The organism is Bifidobacteriaceae bacterium (assembly GCA_031281585.1).
Lineage (GTDB): Bacteria > Actinomycetota > Actinomycetes > Actinomycetales > WQXJ01 > JAIRTF01.
On record JAITFE010000048.1, the window covers coordinates 1 to 22,375 of the forward strand.

15 protein-coding genes are annotated in these 22,375 nt (G+C 70.0%); 11 read left to right on the top strand and 4 right to left on the bottom strand.

What is annotated here, in order from left to right:
- Both LBC97_04995 and LBC97_05000 read left to right on the top strand, forming a co-directional pair.
- The coding region (locus LBC97_04995) for an N-acetyltransferase (protein MDR2565409.1) at positions 1–324 on the top strand (324 nt) is incomplete at its 5' end.
- A gap of 499 nt (positions 325–823) precedes the next feature.
- Entirely contained in the window at positions 824–1,273 is a 450-nt protein-coding gene (locus LBC97_05000; GenBank protein ID MDR2565410.1) for a hypothetical protein, read from the top strand.
- A 290-nt stretch (positions 1,274–1,563) separates the two neighbouring features.
- Here the strand turns inward: LBC97_05000 and LBC97_05005 are convergent, their stop codons facing one another.
- Positions 1,564–2,334, bottom strand: a complete 771-nt coding sequence (locus LBC97_05005) for a GntR family transcriptional regulator (GenBank protein ID MDR2565411.1) — start codon at positions 2,332–2,334, stop codon at positions 1,564–1,566.
- 93 nt (positions 2,335–2,427) lie between these two features.
- Between LBC97_05005 and LBC97_05010 the strand changes: the two genes are divergently transcribed.
- Genes LBC97_05010 through LBC97_05025 form a run of 4 tightly spaced genes read left to right on the top strand, consistent with a single transcriptional unit; the run spans position 2,428 to position 7,147 of the window.
- Positions 2,428–3,897 carry a PfkB family carbohydrate kinase gene (locus LBC97_05010; GenBank protein MDR2565412.1) on the top strand — a complete coding sequence of 490 codons (1,470 nt, stop codon included), beginning with the start codon at positions 2,428–2,430 and terminating at the stop codon, positions 3,895–3,897.
- Positions 3,898–3,929: 32 nt separating this feature from the next.
- Positions 3,930–4,649, top strand: a complete 720-nt coding sequence (gene deoC / locus LBC97_05015; protein ID MDR2565413.1) for a deoxyribose-phosphate aldolase — start codon at positions 3,930–3,932, stop codon at positions 4,647–4,649.
- Positions 4,650–4,697: 48 nt separating this feature from the next.
- Entirely contained in the window at positions 4,698–5,684 is a 987-nt protein-coding gene (locus LBC97_05020; GenBank protein MDR2565414.1) for a nucleoside hydrolase, read from the top strand.
- Entirely contained in the window at positions 5,681–7,147 is a 1,467-nt protein-coding gene (locus LBC97_05025; protein ID MDR2565415.1) for an MFS transporter, read from the top strand. Before LBC97_05020 ends, LBC97_05025 begins: the two co-directional genes overlap by 4 nt.
- A gap of 269 nt (positions 7,148–7,416) precedes the next feature.
- Here LBC97_05025 and LBC97_05030 read toward each other — a convergent pair whose 3' ends face one another.
- Positions 7,417–10,389 carry a DEAD/DEAH box helicase family protein gene (locus tag LBC97_05030; protein MDR2565416.1) on the bottom strand — a complete coding sequence of 991 codons (2,973 nt, stop codon included), beginning with the start codon at positions 10,387–10,389 and terminating at the stop codon, positions 7,417–7,419.
- 161 nt (positions 10,390–10,550) lie between these two features.
- Complete coding sequence (locus LBC97_05035; protein MDR2565417.1) at positions 10,551–10,994, bottom strand: hypothetical protein; 444 nt, start codon at positions 10,992–10,994, stop codon at positions 10,551–10,553.
- A 340-nt stretch (positions 10,995–11,334) separates the two neighbouring features.
- Between LBC97_05035 and LBC97_05040 the strand changes: the two genes are divergently transcribed.
- The 5 genes from LBC97_05040 to LBC97_05060 all read left to right on the top strand — a co-directional run bounded on the left by LBC97_05040 (position 11,335) and on the right by LBC97_05060 (position 22,122).
- Positions 11,335–15,039, top strand: coding sequence for a DUF4132 domain-containing protein (locus LBC97_05040; protein MDR2565418.1), 3,705 nt, complete (start codon positions 11,335–11,337; stop codon positions 15,037–15,039).
- Positions 15,029–16,159 carry an AAA family ATPase gene (locus LBC97_05045; protein ID MDR2565419.1) on the top strand — a complete coding sequence of 377 codons (1,131 nt, stop codon included), beginning with the start codon at positions 15,029–15,031 and terminating at the stop codon, positions 16,157–16,159. The genes LBC97_05040 and LBC97_05045 overlap by 11 nt, the downstream gene beginning before the upstream one ends.
- A 252-nt stretch (positions 16,160–16,411) precedes the next feature.
- A complete protein-coding gene (locus tag LBC97_05050; GenBank protein MDR2565420.1) occupies positions 16,412–19,021 on the top strand; it encodes a DUF5682 family protein in 2,610 nt (869 codons plus the stop codon).
- Between the two features lie 91 nt (positions 19,022–19,112).
- The gene (locus tag LBC97_05055) at positions 19,113–20,240 is read left to right on the top strand and encodes a VWA domain-containing protein (GenBank protein ID MDR2565421.1); all 1,128 of its coding nucleotides are present in this window, start codon (positions 19,113–19,115) and stop codon (positions 20,238–20,240) included.
- 112 nt (positions 20,241–20,352) lie between these two features.
- The gene (locus LBC97_05060; protein MDR2565422.1) at positions 20,353–22,122 is read left to right on the top strand and encodes a hypothetical protein; all 1,770 of its coding nucleotides are present in this window, start codon (positions 20,353–20,355) and stop codon (positions 22,120–22,122) included.
- A 33-nt stretch (positions 22,123–22,155) separates the two neighbouring features.
- Here LBC97_05060 and LBC97_05065 read toward each other — a convergent pair whose 3' ends face one another.
- Complete coding sequence (locus LBC97_05065; protein ID MDR2565423.1) at positions 22,156–22,350, bottom strand: hypothetical protein; 195 nt, start codon at positions 22,348–22,350, stop codon at positions 22,156–22,158.
- Positions 22,351–22,375 lie beyond the last annotated feature (25 nt).

A 22,375-nucleotide genomic window follows, 5' to 3' on the forward strand; every position in this document is an offset into this window, starting at 1 on the left:
GTGCCGGAGCGTTTGCATCCCCGAAGCAGACCAACCGAAGTCCCCTGCGCGCTGCTCGCCAGGCTCGCGGCGGACATGCGCTGGCAGGGCATGGGGCTTGGACGCCTGCTGCTTCGCGACGCGTTGGCGAGGTCGGCCCTGCTGAGCCAGTCGATCGGGGCGGCCGCCGTCCTGGTCCACTGCCGCGACGACCAGGCGAAGAGCTTCTATCTGCGCAACGGCGACTTTCTTGAGTTGCCCGGCAACCCGTACCAACTGATGATCCCCGTGAAGACACTCAGGCGCTACCTGCCGCAGGCGGCTGGGCATGAAACGGCCGGCTAGGACGCGCAGGCCACCCGGCATGACGGCCCAGTCGAATCCGCGCGCGTGGGCACGCCAGCGGACCGGTCCCAGGCCAGGCAATTGGTGGAGAGTCGAATCCGCGCGCATGGGCACGTCAGGTTCGCGTCTGGCCTGCGGCGGCGTCCACAAGATGGCGAGACCCGGCATCCAGCCCGCGGCGGCGAGCGTAGGTTTCCATCTGGCCTCGGCGTTCGACTGTAGGATTTCATCTGCCCGTGACCGACCGCCGCCCCGCTGACCAGGGGAAACGGGAAACCCCCGAAGACACGAGCCTACATTCGACGGCCTGAGCCAGACGGGAACCTACATTCGGCGACCCGTGCCAGACACGAACCTACACTCGGCGTCCCGGACCAGATACGGACCTACATTCGGCTGCGAGTGTAGGTTTCCGTCTCTTCACCCGCCGGCGGCGGGCAGGCGTCAGCGGGGGACGTGCCCTTTTCCTTGCGCACTCGGGTGGCTGTAGCCTGACCGAGTGGCGCAGTCTGTTCGAGCGAAGGCCTTGCGGGCCGTCGGGGCCGCCTGGGCGGAGCGGTCGCTGCGGCGAATCGCGCTTGTCGCCCAGCTGGTCAGCTTGTTTCTGATCCTGGTGGCCTTGGCGCTGGCCGTGTTCCTCAGCCGCTGGTGGCTGATCTTGCTCGGCGCGGTCTTGATCCTGTCGCTGGCGGCGTGGATCGCGGCCACCGTGGCTCGCTCCGCGATCCGGCGGGTCAGTTCGGCCGAGACGCCGGAGCAGCGCGCGCTGGCCGCCTCAATCGCGGACAAGGCCTCCGGCCTCGCCGACCTCCGGAACACGCGCCGCCTTCTGCTGGCCCTCAAGGTGCTCTTCGGCTTCCTCCGGGGGAATTCGTTCATTGGCGGCCTTGTCGACCAGGCGACCACGGCCAACGCCGAGTTCGGGGAGTTGTGCCGCGCCTTCGCGTGACCTAACGCGCTCACACGGCCAGCGCACGATGCCGTCCGCCCAGACCCGCGGAAATGGGGACGGTACCTATTTCCGGAGAGCCGAAAATGGCAACCCAATCCGGTTCCGGGACGCCGTGATAGGGAAGGGAAATGGGGACGGTACCTATTTCCGGAGAGCCGAAAATGGCAACCCAATCCGGTTCCCGGACGCCGTGATGGGAGGAAGTGCAGCATGGTCATCACGCTCGACGCGATGCCCTGACGCTCAGCGATGCGGTGTTTTCGGGTCAGGTACCGTCCCCATTTCCGTCAAGGCAGTTGGGCGCGGGGGACCATGGCGGTGATGTGCATGCGGCCGGGGTTGACCCACACGTCGGAGTATTCGACCGGGCGGCCGTCCGCCAGGTAGGTGACCTGTTCTAGGTACAAGATGGGCGCGCCGGGGGCGGTTCCAAGCCGGTCGGCCACCAAGTCCGGGGCTGCGATCGCAGTGATGGTCCGCTGGCCGTAGGCGATCGGGAGTCCGCAGTCGACCTCCAAGTAGTCGAACAGCCGCCGGGACGTGAAGTCGACCTCCTCGATCCCGGGCGCGAGCGCCGCCCGGACATAGTTGACCAGGCAGGCGATGGGTCCCTGCGCATCCGTGCGGACCCGCTCGAGGCGGAAGACCGCCTCACCGCCGGGCACGTCGAGCAGCGCGGCGATGGGCGCGGGAGCGGGGCCGATCTGCCGGTCCACGACCCGCGAGGTGAACGGCCTGCCCTGGCGGGCCAGTTCTTCCGACAAGGTGGCGAACCGGCTGGTGATGGGCGTCTCGATGGCGGGCGAGGTGACGAACGTCCCCCGCCCGCGCACAGTGGTCAGCCGGCCTTCCGCGATCAGGACCTCGATCGCCTTGCGCAACGTCCCGCGCGAGACTCCGAGGGCGGCGGCCAATTCCGGTTCGGTGCGCAGCCGGTAGTGGACCGGCCACGCCCCCGATTCGATCTTGGCCTGAAGGGCGCCGGCGACTTGGCGGTAGACGGGGGTTGGCCCGGCGCGGTCGAGCGCCAAGGGTTCGACCAGGTCTCCGGGGTCCATGGTTCCAGCCTAGCTCGCGGCTTGCGTCATGTCCTGTTGTTGTCTATGGTTGTCCGTGCTTGTCTACTAGTCAAGGAGGATAACGAGGACAACATGTCAATTGACGTTTTGGCGGTCGGCGGATTCGGTCTTGGAGTCTCCCTTTTTGTTGAGCGGGCGCCCGCCGCCGGAGAGACGGTGGGCGGAGCCACGCTGGTCAACACCCCCGGCGGCAAGGCCTCCAATCAGGCGGTGGCCGCCAGCCGGCTCGGCGCGAAGACCGGGCTGGTGAGCGCCGTGGGACCGGACGGAGCCGGCCGCGCGGGCGGCGAGCTTTGGGCCTCCGAAGGGGTCGATGCCGCAGGAGTCGCCGTCATACCAGGCGAGACCATGCTCGGGGCGATCGTCACCGACGCCACCGGCGAGAACCGGATAGTGGTGGCCGATGGCGTCCTGGCCGACCTGGAACCAGCTCACGTCCGGCACTCGGTCACCGAGGGCGGACGAGCGCGGATTGTGCTGACTTCCTGCGAGATCCCACTCCCCGCAGTCCGCGCGGCGCTCGCGGCGGGCGCCGCCGCCGGAGCGGTCACCATCCTCAACCCGGCTCCGGCGCCAGCGTTGGCCCCGGCCGACTGGGCGAACATTGACATAGTCACCCCCAACCAGACCGAGGCCTTGGCCCTGCTCCGCGACTCGGCCCCCGAGGCCGCTGGCGCGACCCAAGTCGAAGCGGCCCAGGTCAGCGAAGCCAAAGCCGAAGCGGCCCGAGTCGGCGCTGCCCAGGTTGGCGGGTCTGAGTTTGACGGGTCTGAGTTTGGCGGGTCTGCGGTCGGCGCAGGGCCGGTCGGCGCAGGCCCGGTTGACGCAGGCCCGATTGACGCAGGGCCGATTGACGCAGGCCTGGTCGGCGCAGGGCCGGTCGGCGCAGGGCCGGTCGGCGCAGGGCCGGTCGGCGCAGGCCTGGTTGACGCAGGGCCGGTCGGCGCAGGCCTGGTTGACGCAGGGCCGGAGGCCACCGCCGCCGAATTGGCACGCCGGCATGGCGTCACGGTGGTGATGACCTTGGGCGCGGGCGGCGTGCTTGTGCAAGCGCCCGGCGAAGCGGCCGTCCACGTGCCCGCATTCGCCGCCGGGCCCGCCGTGGACACGACCGGCGCGGGCGACGCCTTCAACGGCGCTTTCGCGGCGGGTCTCGCCGCCGGCCTGGACCTGGTCGACGCGGCCCGCCTGGGCGCGGTCTGCGGCGGCCTCGCCGTCACCCGTCGGGGCGTCATCCCCTCCCTGCCGACTCTGGAGGAGGCGACCGCCGCCCTGGGGAACGCGGGATTGGCCCGCCTCGCGCCAGCCCTGCGCGGACTCGCGGCGGCGACCCGCTCCCAGTCCGCGAACCCCCGGCTCCAAGACTCCCAACCCCAAGGCCCGGAGCACCAAGGCGATCAACCCGTGAGCCCCCAACCGCAAGGTCTCCGACCAGATGACCTTCCGCCCGGCACCTCGCGACCCCCGAGCTGCCCGCTCCAAGACACCCAACCCCAAGGCTCCCAACCGCAAAGCCCGCAACCCCCGAACTACCAGCCATAAGGCTCCCAACCGACTGTCCCAGAAAGGACGCCATGAGTACGCAAACCCAAACCGACGGCATCGTGCGACCGGAGAACATCACCGAACCCGCACAACTGGCCCCGTACATCCAGCACACTCTGATCGGCACGGGCACCACCCGCGAGCAGACGATCCGCCACGCCGAAGAGGCCGCCGAACACGGGTTCAACGCCGCCATGGTCGCGGGCGCGTGCGTGCCGCTGACCGCGGAGGTGCTGCGGGGGACCGGCGTGGCCGTCGCCTCCGCGCTCGACTTCCCGGCCACCGGGGTCATGACCAGCGCCGGCAAGGCGGCGGAGGCCGCCGAACTGGTCCGGCTGGGCGCCGGCCAAATCGACATGGGCGTGCAGATCGGCTGGCTCAAAGACGGGCGCTACGACGACTTCAGGGCGGACATCGCCGGGGTGGTGGCGGCGGGCGTGCCCGTCAAGGTGATGCTCGAATTGCCGCTGCTGACCCCCGCCGAACGCGACGCAGCCGTGGAGTTGGCGGTCGAGGCGGGCGCGGCGTTCCTCAAGAACGCCTCCTCCGGCTCGGTCGAGGTGGCGTCCGTCGAATCGATCCGCTACCTGGTCGCCAAGGCCCCCGCCGGGGTTTGGGTGAAGGGGTCGGGCGGGATCGCGACCTTAGACCACGCCCTCTCCCTGCTCCGCGCGGGCGCGGCGCTGGTGGGCTCCTCGAACTCGGTGGCGATCGTCACCGGCGAGCGGGGCTCGGGCCGCTCTTACTGATCCGGCACCCGCACGGGCGCCGCAAACCACACCGACAAGGAGGTCGCCATGGACGCCGTTCCATTCATTCTTGACACCGACACCGCGCAGGACGACTGCGTCGCGATCATGCTAGGGCTGTTAGACCCGCGCGCGGACCTGCGGGCCATCACCATGGTGGCTGGCAACGTGGGCTTCGACCAACAGGTCGCCAACGCCCACATGACTTTGAACGCCGCCGGCCGGCTGGGTCGGGTACCCATCCATTTGGGCTGCTCGCAGCCCATGTCGCGGCCCTGGGAATCCGCCGAATCCGTCCACGGCGACGGCTCCGGCGGCCCCGCCATGGACATGACGGGCGTGACCACGGACGGAGAGCACGCCGTGGACGCGCTGCTGCGCATCACCGCCGAACGGCCCGGCGAGGTGAGCGTCTGCGCTATCGGGCCGCTGACCAACATAGCGGCCGCGGTGGTCAAAGACCGTTCGTTCCCGGCGCGAGTGAAGTCCCTGCACATCATGGGCGGCTCCAACAACGGCCGGGGGAACATGACCGCCGCCGCCGAGTTCAACTTCTACGTGGACCCGGACGCCGCCCAGATTGTTTTCCAAGCCGGCTTCCCGGACGTGCATGTGCTGACCTGGGACCCGCTCACACTGCGCGACGCGACCCTGCCGCGCGCGGAATACGAGCGCCTGGCCGCCATCCCCACCCCGTTGGGCCGCTTCTTCAAGAGGGTCTGCGACACCACGCTCGCGTTCAACGAATCCGTCGGCGTGGACGGCTCCACCCACCCCGACTCGCTGACGCTGGCCACGTTGCTCCGCCCGGAGTTGATCCTGGCGGAGCGCGCCTACCGGGTCGACGTGGAGACCGGCTCCGAGCTGACCCGCGGCTACTCCTCGATGGCCTGGCCGGAAATCCTGCCCGAACTGGGCGCCACACCCAACGCGAAAGTGATCGAAGCGGCGGACCGGGAGGCTTTTGTCGCCCTGCTCGAAGACGTGCTCCGCCACCAGACCACGCCTGACCGACCCATGGAAGGAATCTCATGACCACCAACCCGTCACAGAACCCGGCGCAGCATCCGGCGCCGAATCCCGCGCCCGAGGACCAGTACATAGTTGAGAAAGTGCGGGGCCGCGACGCGCGGCCTCCGTTGGTGCTAGCCGCGCTGATGTGCGTGATCGGCGCGTTCCAGCTCAACGCCACCATGCTCTCGCCCGCCATTGGCGACATGGCGGACCGGCTGCACACCAACGCCGGCGTGATCGGGTGGAGCTCAACCGTGTTCCTGGCGGTCTCCGCCGCGCTCGCTATCCTGCTGCCGCCGTACGCCGACAAGATTGGTCGGCGCCGGGCGCTGATCTCCTCCGTCGCCATGATGATCCTCGGCACGGTCATCGCCCTGGTCGCCCCGAACACGTTGTGGCTGATGATAGGGCGCGGCCTGCAGGGATTCTGCGGGGCGACGTTCTCGCTTGGCAACCTGACGCTGCGGGCGATCCTCGAGCCGCGCAAGTTCGGCGCCTACATGGGCCTGGTCGCTGCGATCAACAGCGGAGTGGCCGGGATTGACACCCTGGCGGGCGGGATGATCACGGACGCGTTCGGCTATCGCGGCATCTTCGGGGTGATCCTGTTGGTGGAAGTGGCCGCCGTCATTCTGGTGTTCCGCTGGGTGCCGGAGACCCGTGTCGCCGCCGCCGCGTCGATGGACTGGCCCGGCGCGTTGTCCATGACCGGCGCGCTTTGGGCGCTGAACATGGTGCTCACGCTGGGCTTCAGCGAGACCGGCTGGACCAGCCCGTGGACCGTCGGCCTGTTCGGGGCGGCCGTGGTGCTGGCCATCTGCTTCGTGGTCCGCGAGCGGCGGACCCCGCAGCCACTGATCCCCCTGTCGGTGCTGGCGCAGCGCCAAATCTGGGGCCTGCTCGGAACGACCTTCTTCACTCTCGCCTCAGCCTTCTCCGTGCTGTTGTTCGCGCTGCCCGCGTTGTCCCAGGATCCGGCAGGCTTCGGCATGGGCGGCACGGTCTCCGCGCTGATGTTCCTGACGCCGTTCTCCCTGCTCGGCTGGCTGTTGGCGCCGGCCGCCGGCTGGCTCGCGCCGCGCGTCGGCTACCGCCTGGTCCTCCGCTTCGGCTTGGCCGGGACGCTGCTCCTGTCCGTCGGGATGGTGGCGGGGTTGGGTTCTAAGTGGGCTCTTTTCGCGTTGTCGCTGCTCATGGGTGCCACCTATTCGGCGGCGACGAACACCGCGCTCAACGCCCTCGGCGTGCTTTACGCCCCGCCCGAGCGTCCCGGCGTCCTGCCCGGACTCAACGACGCCGCGTACAACATTGGCGCCGGGATCGGGATGGGCGTGATGGCGTCCGTGGTGGCCTCGGCCGTCGCGAACGGAGACGCCACGGGCGGCTACCGCACCGCCCTCGTCATCGGCGCGATCGCGTCCGCGGCCGCTTTGGGCTTCTCCTTCGCGTTGCCGGGCCGCGCCACCGCCGACGAGAAAGTCTGACGGCTGCACCGGGGGCGGCCGGACGGCATCGGGCAACGGGGCTTTAGCGAAAAAGCCCAGTCAAGCCGACGATGCCGTCCGGCCGCCCCCGCTCTTGCCGCCGGTTGCCCTCAAACCGCGGAGGGCGGCTGTCAGCGGCGTGCTGCCCAATTGTCAACCCTCCGGGAGTGGTTGATTCGTTGACTCATTGAAATCCTCCGCGTGCGGGTGGTGTCGGGTTGTTGGGTTGGGGTTTGGGCCGGGATGGCCGCCGCCTCACCTGGCCACCGTCACCCCAGCCCGTTCAGGGCCGCCTGGTACCGATCAACGTAGCGCGCGTTGCGGTTGATGTAGGACCATTGGCGGCAGGCGACCAGCAGGGCGCGGCCCTGGGCGCTGCGGGTGTATCTGACCTGGTAGGCGGCGAGCCGGTGCCGCACGGCCTCCGCGAACACCGCCGCTTTGTCGGCCGTGGAGACAAAGCCGGGGCAGGCGAACGCGTCCCTGGGGCGCGCCGCCGCCAAGTCCCGCCGCCCGCGCACAATCACATAACGCGGGTTGTCGATGGGCGACATGATCTCGATCATCGCGGCCGCGAACGCGGCCTTCTCACGGGCGGTGCCGCCGACCAACGCGCATTCGACGGACTGGTCCGCCTCGCCCAGGGCCACCGAGACATGCGTGGCCCGCGACGTGATCTCCCCAAGCTGGCACATGGTGTCCCGCACGGCGTTGGCCAGCGCCCCGACCACGCGCCTGGTCGAATACCCGCGTGTCAGCCGCCTGATCCCCAAGGCGAATCCGATCACCCCGAACACAATCACCCCCAGGCACGCCAGCGCGAGGACTACCACGGGCGGCGCCAAGTCCGCGCTGGCCGCGTCAAGCTGCGGCCCCACCGCGTCCCGGAGCAGAGTGGCCGCGAACCACATCGCCGTGGTGAGCCACACCAGCCCCAACGCGTCTTTCCACACGGCGGCCGGGGGCCGCACGGGCTGGTCGGGGACGGAAACCACGTCCTCGATCCCGACCGCGCCCACCTCGCCCAGCGACCGCCGCCAAGCCTGGGCCATCCCAGCCCGGTCGCGGGCGCGGCTTTCCATCCCGGCGTTGATCCGCTCCACGCCCGCCCGCGTGAACGGCGGCCGCACAATGTCCACCCGCCCAATGCCGGTTCGGATCTCCGCCGCCGAATACGCCGGCCCGAAGAAGCCCCGGAACCGCCGCGCCAGCGTGGAGTAGTCCGCGCTGCGAATCCTCGGGTCCCCGTCGTCCGGCAGCGGCGGCAGTTCGGAGGCACCCGCCGCCTTGGCGTCCGTTCCCCCGTCTGCGGAGGCCCAGAACTCGCGGTGCGACCGGTCTTTGCCCAGGTCGGTGGGCTCCAGCGCGACCAGGTGCCAGATGTTCGCGGTCTTGTCGGGGACTTCGGGGTAGGAGCGGATGGCGCGGCCGCGCATCTGGTTGGACAGCATGAAGCTGCCCACAAAGCTGGCCAGCACCAGCGTGTTGACGCACGGCGAATCCCAGCCTTCGCCGAGCAACGCCGTGGTGCCCACCAGCGCCGTGACCGCGCCGCGCCGGAACGCCTCCGTCACCACTGCGACTTTCGCCCGGTTGGAGCCGACGAATCGGAGGCGTGCGTAGCCGGTGCCGCGTAGGGGCTCGAAGCTAGCCTCCACGTCCTGTTCGGCGGCCAGCGCCACCAGTTCGCTGGCCCGGTCGGCGGGCCACAGGGTCAACGAGCCGGACAGCAGCCCGATCGGCGTGGACTGCGGGAGCGACCGCCGCAGCGTCTCGAAGACCGGCACCGCGCCCATCGCCGTCAGCGGCAGTTCCGGGTTTCCCACAACCGACAGGTGATCCGCGCGGATGTAGTCCGTCAGGACCACCAGCCGCAGGTTGGCGCCCAGCGCCGCGTGCTCGGCGGCGGCGATCCGCCCAACCGCGTCAAGCTTTCCGAGCGAGTTCGCGAGTTGCCGGTCCAACTCCACGTCATTGACGAGCTGGAACCGTTTCTTGTGCAAGAGCCGGTGGCGCCTCGCCAACGCCGCCACCCGCCCCGCGAATTCGCCGAAGAACTCCTCGCCGAAGGCGATCGCGGCCAAGGCGGCCTCCACGCCCGCCAACTCGAATTTGGGCTCCCCCCGCCCTGGCACCAGTGTGGCCGCCAACTCGCGTGGCACGTCCAGGCCGGCCCAGCGCGTCAACGGGATCAGCGCCGCGAGCGCGTCGGCGTGCTCGCAGACGTACTCGCTATCCGACCCGCCGGCGCAGAGCGCGACAGCCTCCGCCAGGAGTCCGCCGGCCGCGAACTCGCCGAGGAAGGCGCTGACGCGGGTTTTGTGCTCGGCGATGGCGACGGCATCGGCGGCGGTTGGCGTGGAGAACCAGATGTAGTCCTGGTGGGGGCAGAGCGTCCCGTCCGCGACTAGCTGCGGGACGAAGATCTCCGCGTCGATCGGCCCGTTCAGGCGGGTGTAGCGGTCCCATTCACCGGCGGACGCGTCATACGGCGGGGTGGCGGTGAGCGCCACGACCTTGGCCGCCGAGCCCAAGTCCTCAAGCAGCGCCTCCACCGCCTTGTGCCATTCCCGGCGCAAGTGGTGGGCCTCGTCGAGGCAGATGGTGCGGATCCCGGCCGCGTGAACCGCCGCGAACAGGTCAAACTTCGGGCTTTCGGCTTCCGGCCCGCGGTGTCCGGGTTCGGAAATCTTGCACGATGCCGTCTCCTCCGCCGGCCCCGCCGGGTCGCCTCGGTCTCCGGCGCCGGGGGAGCCCGCGACGTGCGGCGGGTCTGCGGCCTCTTCCTGGTCGGCGGCGTCGAGCAGGTCTGCGCCGTCCCGCAAGTCGGCGACATCTGTCTGGTCTGCGGGTTCGCCGGGATCCAGGCCGCGCAGCGCGGCGTGCAGCGCCTGGTACGTGACCGAGGTGATCAGCGCGGGCCGCCGCAGGTCGTGGGACACGAACGCGGCCGGGTCGGCCCCGGCTGGCAGGAACAAGTCCGCCAGGCGCTCGCCCCATTGCTGGGCTATGACCACCGTGGGCGCCAGGATCAAAGCGGGCCGGCCCAGCCAGCGAATCAGCTCCAACCCCAGCACGGTCTTGCCGCTGCCCGGCGCCGCCACAACGTGGATCCGGCCGTCCGCCAAATGCTCTCCGGTCTCCCGCAGAATCGCCGCCTGATAAGGCCTGAATTCGCCCTTGAAAACAACCTGCTCAAAGCCAGCCCCCGCGCCTCTGGTCGACTCGGCGGGTTTGGCCATCCAGCCATGATGGCACAGCCCCACCAGAGGGCGACCAAAACGGGGACGGTACCTATTTCCCGCCGAAAATGGGGACGGTACCTATTTCCCGCCGTTCGGCAAATCCCATCGCAGCGCCAGGCCCTCGCCACGGCTGGGCGAGGTGCGCTGATTGGTCCAGTTCACCCGCGTTCTCCGACAATCAGCAAATCGACCTGCGCGACTTCCCCGACCTGTTCGGACCCGACAACGATGGTGGCCTTTCCCGGAGTCGCATCAGCCGGGATCTTGATCGAGACGGCGAGCTTTCCCTCTTCGTCTGCGTCAATGACGGTCAGAGTGGTGCTCTGGTCTCCCTGAATCCAAATGACAGGCAGATCCTCCAACGGGGACGCCGTCCAGCCTCGGGCGTCAAGCTCGCCCTTGTCATTGAAAGGACAATGCGTGAAGGCGTCCCCTCCCGTGAGATCCAACACCTCCCCGGGGGCCGCCTCTTGGGCGGACAACCCAACGGCCATCAGGGCCTGGAGACCGCATCCGCCCGCTTCCGCCTCGACCGCGCAGCCGGCCATGACGCCCGAGGCAAGCGCGAGACCACAGCAGAAAACCACGATCCGCGCAGTCATAGCCGTCCTTCCTTCCTACGCCTATCAGCATAAGGCCGTTGATCCCCAAACCCCGGCCGGCGAGGCGGGAGCCGTACTCCTCATCGAAGACGAGAGTGGGATGAGCCTCGGCGCGGGACTTAATGATTTGGGTCGAGCGGCCCGCCAGGAAATGCGGGCGCCTTGGGCGCCTAACGCAAGGGGGTTTCTTTGGGGCGGGCGGACGGCATCGGGCAATTGCTTGACGATCGGTGTCGGAGTGTGCCGCTAGAGTGTGCGGTGGTTGGCCTGATCGGCGCCCGGGCCTGGCCAGCCGAGCCCCCAGAACTCACTTGGCCAGCCGGGCGGAAAGAAGACTGCGGTGTTCAAGAACCTGTCCAAACGGAAGCTGCGCTCCCAGGTGCCCGAAAAACTGGCCAAACTGCTGAAAGGCGTGCGCAAACAACGGCCCGCCCTGGCGGACACGCTGACCACCTACATAATGACCGGCCAAAACGCCGCCGACCTCGCCAAGTTGGACGCCGCGGACGGCGAATGCCTGGAGGACACGCTGCGTCCCTGGCGCATCTCCGCGAAGCTGGGCGAACTCGCCGCCAACCACAAAGACCTGTCGCCGGACCAATGGGTGAGGCTCGGACAGATCATCGGCGCGCCCATGATCGCCGACTTGCAGGCGGACTGGCCGCCGGTGGTGCCCAGGTGGTTCGCGGCGCTCTTGACGATCCGCGCGGAGCGCTCAAACGAAACGTCCGCCTGGTACCCGTCCTTCGAAATGGATTCGCTGACTGCGGTCGGTTACAGCCCGGCTCAGTCCGCGCACGTCATCGCTCTGGCCTTTTTCAAACTGAGCTTCGAGGACGGTTGGCGGATTGAGACGCTGCTCAACTCTTGGCGGCGGTCCGCGGACGAGCCGCGCGCCCAAGAACTGGCCCGCCTCATGTTGCCGGTGGCAGGCGACATCCCGGCGCTGCTGGGGAGGCTGCCGGCCGCCCAGCGCGCGGCGTCCATCCGGTGGACCGGGATCTTCCCCGAACTGCGGGCGGCGCTGACGCCCGCTCTGGGCGAATGGATCATGGACAAGGCGAAGACAATCCGGGAGGCGGCGCTCGAATCAGCACGCGAACTGCCCTCAGCCGACTGGGAGCGGCTGATGGAAAAAGCGCTGGAAGAGGCGCCCTCGGCGGCGGTGCAGTCCCTGGCGGAAGAATGCGCTTTGAGGGGCGAGGACGGGCTCGCGCTGCTGCGGGCGCAATCGGAAAAAGGCGGGGGCAAAGCTCGCCTGGACGCGATCCGCCAGGTCTTGGAACGCGTGGCGGCGGCCGAACAAGTCCAAGAGGCCGCCCAGGCCATGCCGGACTTGCCCCCGCTGCCGCCTTTGAACGACCCGCCACCGCCGGACGACTTGCTGGAACGGCTCGTCCGGGCGGTCGAGGCCTGGATAGAGGAGACCCGCCAGCGGGCCGAGCACTACAAATGGGCCGGGTATAAGAAGCAGTACAGGGAGATCTGCGGCTACGGCCGCAAGGAGTGCGTTCACGTGGCCGCATGGCTGAAAGGCGAGGTCCCCAAACCGCCTCAGGAGTTGCGGAGCATCCCCACGTCTGTGATCGCGTCCGCCGTGGACGCCCCCAGCCCGGCGGTGGCAGCACGGCTCTTGCTTTTCCCCGATGACCACGGCCTTGCCTTGGACACCTTCGAATTACGGGGTCGGCAAGCTGACGGACAATGGGGACTGGACCTGCGCGCCCTGGTGGCCGCGTTCGAACAAGCCGGTCTTGAATCGGCCCGCCAGCGTATTGGAGCCGAAGTGTTGAACAGCCTATGGTGGTGGAAGCGCCGCGACCTCGAGCACATTTGGCCCTTCTTCGTGGAGAATCCCGAACTCCTCGAAGAGGCGCTGGCTCTGCCGCCCACCGACTCAAAGCCCAAGGCGGCGCTGGAAGTCATTGACGCCATGTCCGCAGTCCCCCCGATCTTCGTTCCGCAACTGGCAAAGCTGGCATTGGCGGAAACCAAGGCGCTGCGCGCCGAGGCGCAAGCGCTGTTGTCCAAACGCGGCGACGCGCTTGCCATCGCGGCGGGCGGCCTGAACGCCTCGAAAGGCGAGCCCCGGACTGTGGCAGCGCGCTGGATCGGCTCAATGGCGGCGGCCGGGGCGGCCCAGGGGGCAGACCCGGGTGACGGACCGGAAACGGCCGAGATGGCTGAAAAACCGGATGGGGGCGGGACCGTGGCGGACGGCCGGGCTCCGGCGGCGGTGGCGGTGTTGCGTGAGGCTTTGGGGAGGGAGCGGAGCGAGCCGGTTCAGGCCGCGCTGTTGTCGGCGTTGGCGGCGTGGGGGGATGACATTTCGCCGCACCTGTCGCCGGAGGCGTTGACGGCGGCGGCCGGGAAGGGGTTGGCGAAGAGCCCGCCGGCGGGTATGGCGTGGGTGCCGTTGGACGCGCTGCCCGGGTGCCGGTGGCGGGACGGCGGTGCCGTCCCCCCGGAGGTGGTCCGTTGGTGGGTGGTCCTGGCCGTCAAGCTGAAGGACCCGGCCGGGGCCGGGTTGTTCGGCCTTTACCTGTCCCTCTTGGACCCGCCGAGCCGGGAGGCCTTGGGCCGGTTCGCGTTGGACGCCTGGGTGGCGCGGGACACGGCCCATCCGGGCGACCAGGCGTGCCGCGACCACGCCGCCCAACAGGTCGATTCCCGTTACTCGGAATACCAGTCCTACGCGCGCCGCTACCCCGACTACGAGTATTACGCCGCGAAGGGGCGCCTCACCCGTGACCAGGTGTTCGAGGAGCTACGCAGGGAGAAAGCCGGGGAGTTCCTGGGCAGCGCGATCGGGGAGAAGGGGCTGCTCGCCTTGTCGGCCGGCGCGCCGGGCCACCACGTGCTGGCGGTCAGCCAGAGGTTCATCAAGGACTGCCCGCAGCGCCGCGCCCAGGTCGAGGCGCTGGTGGTGGCAGCCGCGCAGAATCCGGACCCGGCCGCGATCCAGTTTGTGCTGTCGATAGCCCGGAAGTTCCGCCAGGCCACGGTCCGGGCGAGGGCCGCGGAGTTGGCGGAGGAGATCGCGTTGCGGCGCGGCTGGAGCATGGACGAGCTAGCCGACCGGACCATCCCGACCGCCGCGTTCGAGGACAACGGCGTCCTGGAGCTCGACTACGGCCCCCGTTTCTTCACCGGCCGGATCGCCCGCTCCCCGAAGACCGGAGCCTTCGGCGTCCAGTTGGCGAACCCGGCCGGCAAACCGATCGCTGCGCTGCCCAAACCCGCCGCCGGGGACGCCGAAGACCTCGCCAAAGAGGCGAAAACCCAGCTGGGCGCATCCAAGAAGGAACTCAAGCAGGTCGTGGACTTGCAGACCGCCCGCCTGTACGAGGCGATGTGCGCCCAGCGGGCCTGGGACGCCGCCGTCTGGCTCGAGTGCCTCGCCGGCCACCCGGTCATGCGCCACCTGGTCGCCACCCTGGTCTGGGTCCACCGGGAGGGGAACGGCCCGGCCCGGTTGTTCCGCCCCACCCAGGAGGGCGAGTTCCTCAACGCGGAGGACGATGCCGTCCCGGTCGCCCCCAACGGAACCGTCCGTTTGGCGCACCGCGCCCTGGTCTCCCCCGAGGAGGCCGACCAGTGGCGCGCCCACCTGGCGGATTACGGCGTGCGGCCCCTGTTCGACCAGTTCGGCGCCCCCGACCCGCAGCTTCAAGGCGACTTGGGAGAGCTGGAGAAAGTCGACACCCGCAAAGGCTGGCTCTCCGACACGTTCGCCATCCGGGGACGCGCCAACAAACGCGGCTACGCCAGAGCCGACGCCGAAGACGGCGGCTGGTTCACCTCTTACCGCAAAGAGTTCCCCGCGGCCGGCCTGACGGCCTGCGTCGACTTCACCGGCTCGGGCCTCCCAGAGGAACTCATACCCGCGGCGGTCACCGTGCTCCGCTTCGAAGACGCCTACGGCGACCCGGTCAAACTCGCCCAAATCCCGCCGGTCCTCCTCGCCGAAACCCACGCCGACTACACCCACATAGCGGAAGCCGGCCAATACGACAAAGACTGGGAGAAGAAAAGTGCCTACTGAACCCCAGGCCGGCGACGCGGCCCCATCCCGCGGCGACGCCCTCCGCCTGCCGGCCGAGGTCAAATACCAGGACGAACTGAGCCGCCTGCGGCAATGGGACCAAGACCGGGGCGAGGAACTGCCGCCGGGCTGGAAGCTGTCGGCGCGCGCGGTCCGGGCTTTCGTCATCGGACATGAGGGTGTGGGCGTGACGCGCAAATTCTACGGCGACGACCCGTTGGTGGACCGTTGCGTGGTGACGTTGTTGGGGCGTCAGGGCCTGATGCTGGCGGGGCCGCCCGGCACAGCCAAGTCCATGCTGTCGGAGCTGCTCTCCGCGGCGGTCAGCGGGAACTCGAACCTGACCGTCCAGGGGACCGCCGGAACCACGGAGGACCACATCCGCTACTCGTGGAACTACGCGTTACTGCTGGCGGAGGGGCCGTCGCGGCGCTCGCTGGTGCCGTCCCCGATCTGCCAGGCGATGGAGTTGGGCGCGGTGGCCCGGTTCGAGGAGATCACCCGCGCGGCCCCGGAAATCCAGGACACCATGGTGTCCATCTTGTCGGAGAAGCAGTTGATGATCCCCGAACTCGGATCGGACGCGCGGGTGGCGGCCAAGCCTGGGTTCAACGTGATAGCCACCGCGAACCTCCGGGACCGCGGCGTCAACGAAATGTCCGCGGCGTTGAAGCGCCGGTTCAACTTCGAGGCCGTCAACCCGATCGCCGACCCGGCGTTCGAGGTCCAGTTGGTCTCCCAACAGGTCGACGCGGAGCTGGGAGACCGGCGCCGCGACGTCAAGATTGACCGCGACGTGCTGGAGTTGCTGGTCACCGCGTTCCGCGACCTGCGGTCCGGGACCACGGCGGAGGGCGCGGTCATCAAACGCCCCGAAACGGCCATGTCCACCGCCGAGGCGGTCAACGTGGCCGTGGGCGCCGCCTTGGAGGCCCGCTACCTGGGCGACGGCAAGGTGACGGCCGGCGGCATGGCCCGCCAGTTGTTGGGCGCGGCCCTCAAGGACAACCAGGAGGACGCCGCCCGCCTGGACTTTTACCTGGACACGGTGGTGCGGGAACGCGCCCGCCGCAGCCGCGCCTGGAAGGATTTCCAGGCCGCCGCCAAGACGTGGCGTTGAGACAGCTTGCCCGATGCCGACCCAAGACCACCAGCACCACCGCACCCCGGCACCGCCGCCGGGAGCCAAGCAGTTAGGCAACGGCGCCGGGAAACCGCCGCTCCCGCCGGGGACGAGAACGGCGTGCCCGTCGCCACCTTGCGGCGCAGGGCAAGCGCCGCTCCCAGCGGAGACGGGAGGGGCGTGCCCCCGGACACCCTACGGCGCAGGGCAAGCGCCGCTCCCCGCGGGGATGAGAACGGAACGCCGCAGATGACGGCGGCTCCTCAGCGCGCGGTGCCGTCGACGGCGGGCCCGCCGCCGTCGACGGGGCGGACCGGATTGGCGGGCGTCCCGCCGCGCCTGGAACGGGCTTTTGCCCTGTTGGCGGAGCTTCAGGGCGCGGGCGTTCACTTTGTGCCCATCCGCCACCATTCCCCGGCGTGTGCCGCCGCGGCCAGGGCTTTGATCGAGACGGTGAAGCCAGACGCGGTTTTGATCGAGGGCCCCGCCCAGTTCAACGCGTTGCTGCCGCTGCTGACCAGCCCGGCGACCGAGCCGCCGGTGGCCATCTTGACCCTGGCCGTGCGGGCCGGGGACCAACGGTCGGGGCTGTTCTACCCTCTGGCTGACTTCTCCCCGGAATGGGTGGCGCTGCGCGAGGCGTCCGCCCTCGGCGCGCGGGTGGCCTTCATAGACCGCCAGCCGGAGCCTGATTGGGCCGGGCTCGGGGATGGTGACGGATTTGGGGATGGTCACGGCGACGCGGGCGTAGCCCTTCTTCGGGGCGAGCGCTACTTCGCAGAAAGCCAAACCTTGGCCGAATTGGCGCGGCGCGAGCACTGCCGCGACCACGACGAGCTCTGGGACCACCTGTTTGAGTTGCGCGGCCCGGAGGCTGATTGGCCGGAGCTGCTGCGGGATGTGTTCGCGTGGAGCGCCCTGGCCCGGCTGGATTATGAGCCGGAGGTGTTAGAGGCGGAAGGCTCGGCCGCGCGGGAGGAGGTCATGGCGGGACACATCCGCCGCTGGCGGGGGTCGGTCACCGGCCCGATTGTGGTTGTGACCGGCGCGTTCCACACCCTCGCTCTGGTCGAGTCCCTGGGGCCGGGGCTCGCCGGGGCTCACTCGGCCGAGTTGACCGTCCGCCAAGCTGAGGCGGCCGGCGAGGCGTGGTTGATCAGGTACAGCCTGGATCAACTGGCCTCGCAGACTGGGTATGGCGCGGGCATTTCCTCGCCCGGCTACCGCCAGCGCCAGTGGGACGCGCCCGCGGGCGGCGAGCGCTTGGCCGCCGAATGCCTGGCGAGCGTGGCCCAGCGCGTCGCCGAGGCCCGGACCAGCGAGTCGATCAGCGTGGCCCAGGTGATGGAGGCCACCTTGCACGCCGAGCGTCTGGCCGCCTTGCGCGGCCACCGGCGGCCCGGGAGGGCCGACCTGCTGGACGCCTGCACCTCCTGCTTCGCCGCTGGCGACCCGGGCGCGGCTCTTCGGCGCGCCGTCCAAGAGGTGTTCGGCGGGGACAAACAAGGCCGGGTGCCGCCTGAGGCGCCGGCCCCGCCGTTGGTGGCGGAAGCCCGCGCAGCGGCCAAGGCTCTGCGCTTCGACCTCAGCGCGCCGAGCCCCCGCACCACCACCTTGGATGTGCGGGGATCCGCCCGCGGGCGGCGCCGCAGCCGGTTCCTCTGGCTCATGGCTTTCCTCGACGTTGGCTTCGCCCGGCGCCTGTCCGGCCCCGACTACGTGGCCGGCGTCTCGCTCGCCCGCGCCCGCGAGCAGTGGGAATACACGTGGACGCCAATGGTGGAAGCGGCCTTGGCCAGTTTGGCGCGGGAGGGTGCCACTTTGGCCGACGCCGCCCGGCGTCGCCTTCGCGCCCAACTTGGGCCCGCGCCCGCCACGCCGGACGGCCAGTCCGGCGGACTGGGGTTCTGGGACGCCCCCGCAGGACCCGGCGAAGACGGGGCCGGGCGGCGGGCGCTCGGTGGCGGGATGGCAGGATCGGGGTTGGCAGGCGGCGAGGCGCGGCCCTCGGCGGGCGCGGTCGCGGAGGTGGTGGCGCAGGCTGCCCTGATCGGCTTGGAGAACGATCTCGCGCCGCTTGAGGAATTGCTGGAACGGGTGATCGACCAGGATTCGGACTTGGGCTCGGTGTTGGCGGCCGCGCGGCGGTTGATGGGGCTGTGCCGGGCGGCTGAACTGCTCGACTTGGCGGAACCGGAGCGGCTGGAGGCCCTGGCGGCCCGTGCCGTGCCCCAGCTGGTGTACCTGTTGTCGCAGCTGGGTTCTGCGCGGGAGGACCGGGAAGCGGAAGCGGTGGAGGCGCTGGTCGGCGTCCACGAATTGGTGGGAAAGCTGGAAGACCAGAGGCTTGCCGAGTTGCTGCGCGGGGCCTTCGCGCGGCTGCGGGCCGCGCAAGACGTTGGCCCCGGCCTGTTGGGCGCCCTGATGGCGCTTGGGGTGACGGAGGGAGCGGTGGCAGACGCCGCGTTGGCGGGGAAGCTGCGTGGGCTGTTCGCGCCCGGATCCGACCCGGCCTTGGCCATGCGGTTCTTCCAAGGGCTGATGCGGGCCGCGCCGGACCTGGTGTTGCACACGCCGGAATTGTTCCAAGTGGTGGACCAGGCGCTGGACGCCCTTGACGAGCGCGATTTCTTGGGCTTCTTGCCGGAACTGCGGGGCGCGTTCGCCCGGCTGCGCCCCCGTGAAACCGCCGCGCTGGCGGCTCGGGTGGCGGCGGGACCGGGCGGGGCCGGCGGGTGGGGCCTTGGGCAAGAGGCGGCCGACGTGACGGAAGCGGACTTGGCGCTGGGGACGGCCGTCGAACTGATGCTGCGCCACGAACTAGCGGCTGACGGGCTGACGGATTGGGCGGGGCAATGAGCGCGCGAACGGCTGCGGAGCGCCGCGCGCACCACTCGCTCGCTGCGCGTGAGACGCCCGCTGAGAACGCGCCGAGAGGCTGGTCGAACGGATGAGCGCGAGGCGGTGGCGGCTGGTGCTGGGACGCTACGCGGATCGGGCGTTGCCGGCAGGCGGCGCCCTGAACCCGGCTGACCTTGAGCTTGACGGCGTTTTGGCGTACCTCTTCGACAAGGAATACACCGAGCGGGGACACCGGCTAAGCGGGCACGAAAAAGGCGACGGCGGCGGCCGCGACCCCAGTGCGTTGACGGCCATCTCGTGGCTGGAACGGACCCGGCGGCTCTTCCCGAAGTCCGCGTTCGAGCGGCTGCAGGCCCAGGCGGTGGAACGGTACGGCATGACGGAGTTGCTGGCAGACCCCGCGACGGCGGCTTCGTTGGAGCCGAGCCCGGCGCTGGGCGCCGCGCTGCTGGCGGTGCGGGGGCGTTTGGACGCGAAGCTCGAAGAGGGGCTGCGGACGGTTATCGCCAGGGTGGCCGAGGAAATCGCCGCGCGTTTGAAGACGCGGTTCGCGGCGGCTCTCAGCGGGCGCCGGAATCGGTTCGCCCGCTCGCCCAGGGCGCGCGCCGCCGATTTGGATTGGCGGGCCACCATCCAGGCCAACCTGGCGCATTACGACGTGGAACGGCGGCGGCTCCTGGTGGACCAACTGCGTTTCAACGCCCGGTCGCGGCGGGAACTCGAGTGGGACGTGATTCTCTGTCTGGACCAGAGCGGGTCGATGGCGTCATCGGTGCTGTACGGTGCGGTGTGCGCGTCGATCCTCGCGGCGCTGCCGGGGATCGCCGTCCGGCTGGTGGTGTTCGACACCTCCGTGGTGGACTTGACTGCTCAGGCGGCCGACCCGGTGGGAGTGCTCATGACCGTTCAACTGGGCGGCGGCACGGACATCGCCCGGGCGGTGCGCTACTGCGAGACCCTGGTGCGCACCCCGAAGCGAACCGTGTTGGTGCTGATCAGCGATTTCGAAGAGGGCGGCTCCGTGTCGGGGTTGCTGGCGGCGGTGAGCAGACTGCGCGGGGCCGGCGTGGTGCTGCTGGGTTTGGGGGCGTTGGACGATCAGGCGGAGGCCTCCTTCGATCCCCACGTTGGCCGGCTCCTGGCCGAACGCGGCATGGAAATAGCGGCGCTGACCCCAGACCGGTTGGCGGATTGGCTGGCGGAGGTGATCGGGTGAGCAATTGGGCGGCGCGGGCAGCGACGCGCCGACGGTTGGGGTACACGGCATCGGCGGGGCGGGCCAAACTGGACCCGACACGCGGAGCCGACCGGGTGGCAGAGGTGACCCGGTGAGCGATTCGGCGCGTTGGGCGGCCGGGTACTGGGGTTTGGAAGACGCCGCCCTGGTCGCCCTGGCGAATCCGGGGCTGGTTCGCCGGGCGGCCAAGTTGGCGGGAAGCGTCACGCTGGAGAACGGCGGGGCCCGCGCGCTGGTAGGGGAATTCGCCGTCGAATTGAGCGAGCGGGGACCCGAAGCCGCCCGATGCCCGTGCCCGGCCGCCGGAATCTGCGTTCACGTCCTCGCCGCGTCAATGGCGCTGCGCGCGACGGCCCCCGCCGACTGGGCGGCCTGCCCGGACGGGCAAACCCCAGCCGGACCGGGCGGCATTCCCAGCACGGCGCCTCAGCCCCTGGCGCGCGGCCGGGCAAGCACTTCCATTCCGCCTGGCGCCACGTCCGGCCGCGATTCGGCTCGCGGCCGGCAACCGCAGACTGGGCCAACGCCGGCGACTCGCGCTGTCACTAAAGACGTGCGCCAACAGGTCGCGCGGTTGACCAGTACCGGGCTGTCGCACCTGGGAGGGCAGTCTGCGGAGGCTTTGGCCGACCTCGCGGCTGCGGCGCGGACCGCCGGCTTGGCTTTGTTGGCTCGGCATTTGGGCTCGACCGCTGGTCTGATCAGGGATTTCGCGGCGCGTTCGGACCAGGTGGCCGAACCGGAACTGGCTTCCAGCCTGGCCCGCCTGTGGGCCTTGAGCACGGCCTTGGACGCCGCCGGACCCGAACGCTGGCAGCTTCTGCAGGGGAAGGCCAGGCGTTCCTTCGAGGAAGCCGGCGAGTCGTTGACGCTTCTGCCCTTGGGCGCGGCCTGGTGGGAGAACCCTTCCGGGGCGCGGGGAATCACACTGTTCACGTGGGACGCCAAAGAGGGGGAAATCCGCGCGGCGGTGGCGGCGCGTCCAGCCGGGACCGATCCCCGTTTCCGGCGCGGACTTGACTGCGCGGACTTTTGGGGGGTCCCGCTCGACCGGCTGCTCGCCGGTCCGTTTGAAGTCCACGACCCGCGTCTGGCGGCAGACGGCGGCCTGTCCACCACCGGGCGGGCGACCCCGGCGGAAGCGGGGGGCTGGAGCGTGGAGGGCCTGAACGGCATCGTGCAAAGGCTTGACGGCGAGGACCGGGAAAGAGGTCTGGCGGCGCGGGGCTGGACGGTGGCGCTGTTGGCGGTGCGCGGCGCGGGCGCACCGGTGATCGACGAACCCGGTCAGGAGCTTGTTTGGCCGCTGGAATTGGCGGGCGGAGATGGACGGGCGGTGCTGACGCAACCGGTGGACGCGGCCTCGGAAAAGCGGATCGACATGGTGCTGGCGCTGGCGGCGGCCGGGCGGCCGGTGACCCACGTGCTGGCTCGACGAATCGAGACGCGGTGGGAGCCGGTGAGCGTGTTCGAACGGCAGAAGGGCGGCGCGGCCAAGCTGGTGGCGCTTGATTTCGCGGCGCCCGGCAAAGGCAAGTCCCCCGCGCGGGCGGCCCTGGCGTTGATGAGGCGGCGGCGCGGCGGGGCGGTGCCGCTGGTGGTCAGGCCGGCGGTGGCGGTGGTGTGCGACCAGGTAAAGGACCTGGTGGTGGAAGTCGCCGCGACCGGTCGGGCGCAACTCAGCCCGGCGCAGCGGGCGCGGCGGGACAGGTTGGCCGTGCTGTGCGAAGACTTGGGGCTGACCACGCTGGGGGCGGCGGCGCGAGGGATTGAGAACGGACCCTCGGCGGGCGGGTTGCTGCGGGCCCAGTACCTGGCTGACCAGGTGGCGGAACTCTGCCTGGAGGTCGGCGGCGGGTGAGCGGACGCGTGGCGACGGCCTGGGGAGGGCCGCCTACTCGCGGCCGTCGGTCATGTGCTGGGCGATTGGGCGTGCGGCCACGAAACCGATCCATATCAGGGCGACGGCCGCTTGGCGCGCCCAACCCGTTGCCGAATGGGACAGCAGGCCGCCCCCGACCAACGCAAGCGCTGCCAAGGCAAGTCCAATGCCGCCTAGCCGCAGACGCTGCCGTTTGTCCATGGTCATAGCTCCCCTTTCGTGACCGCGACCC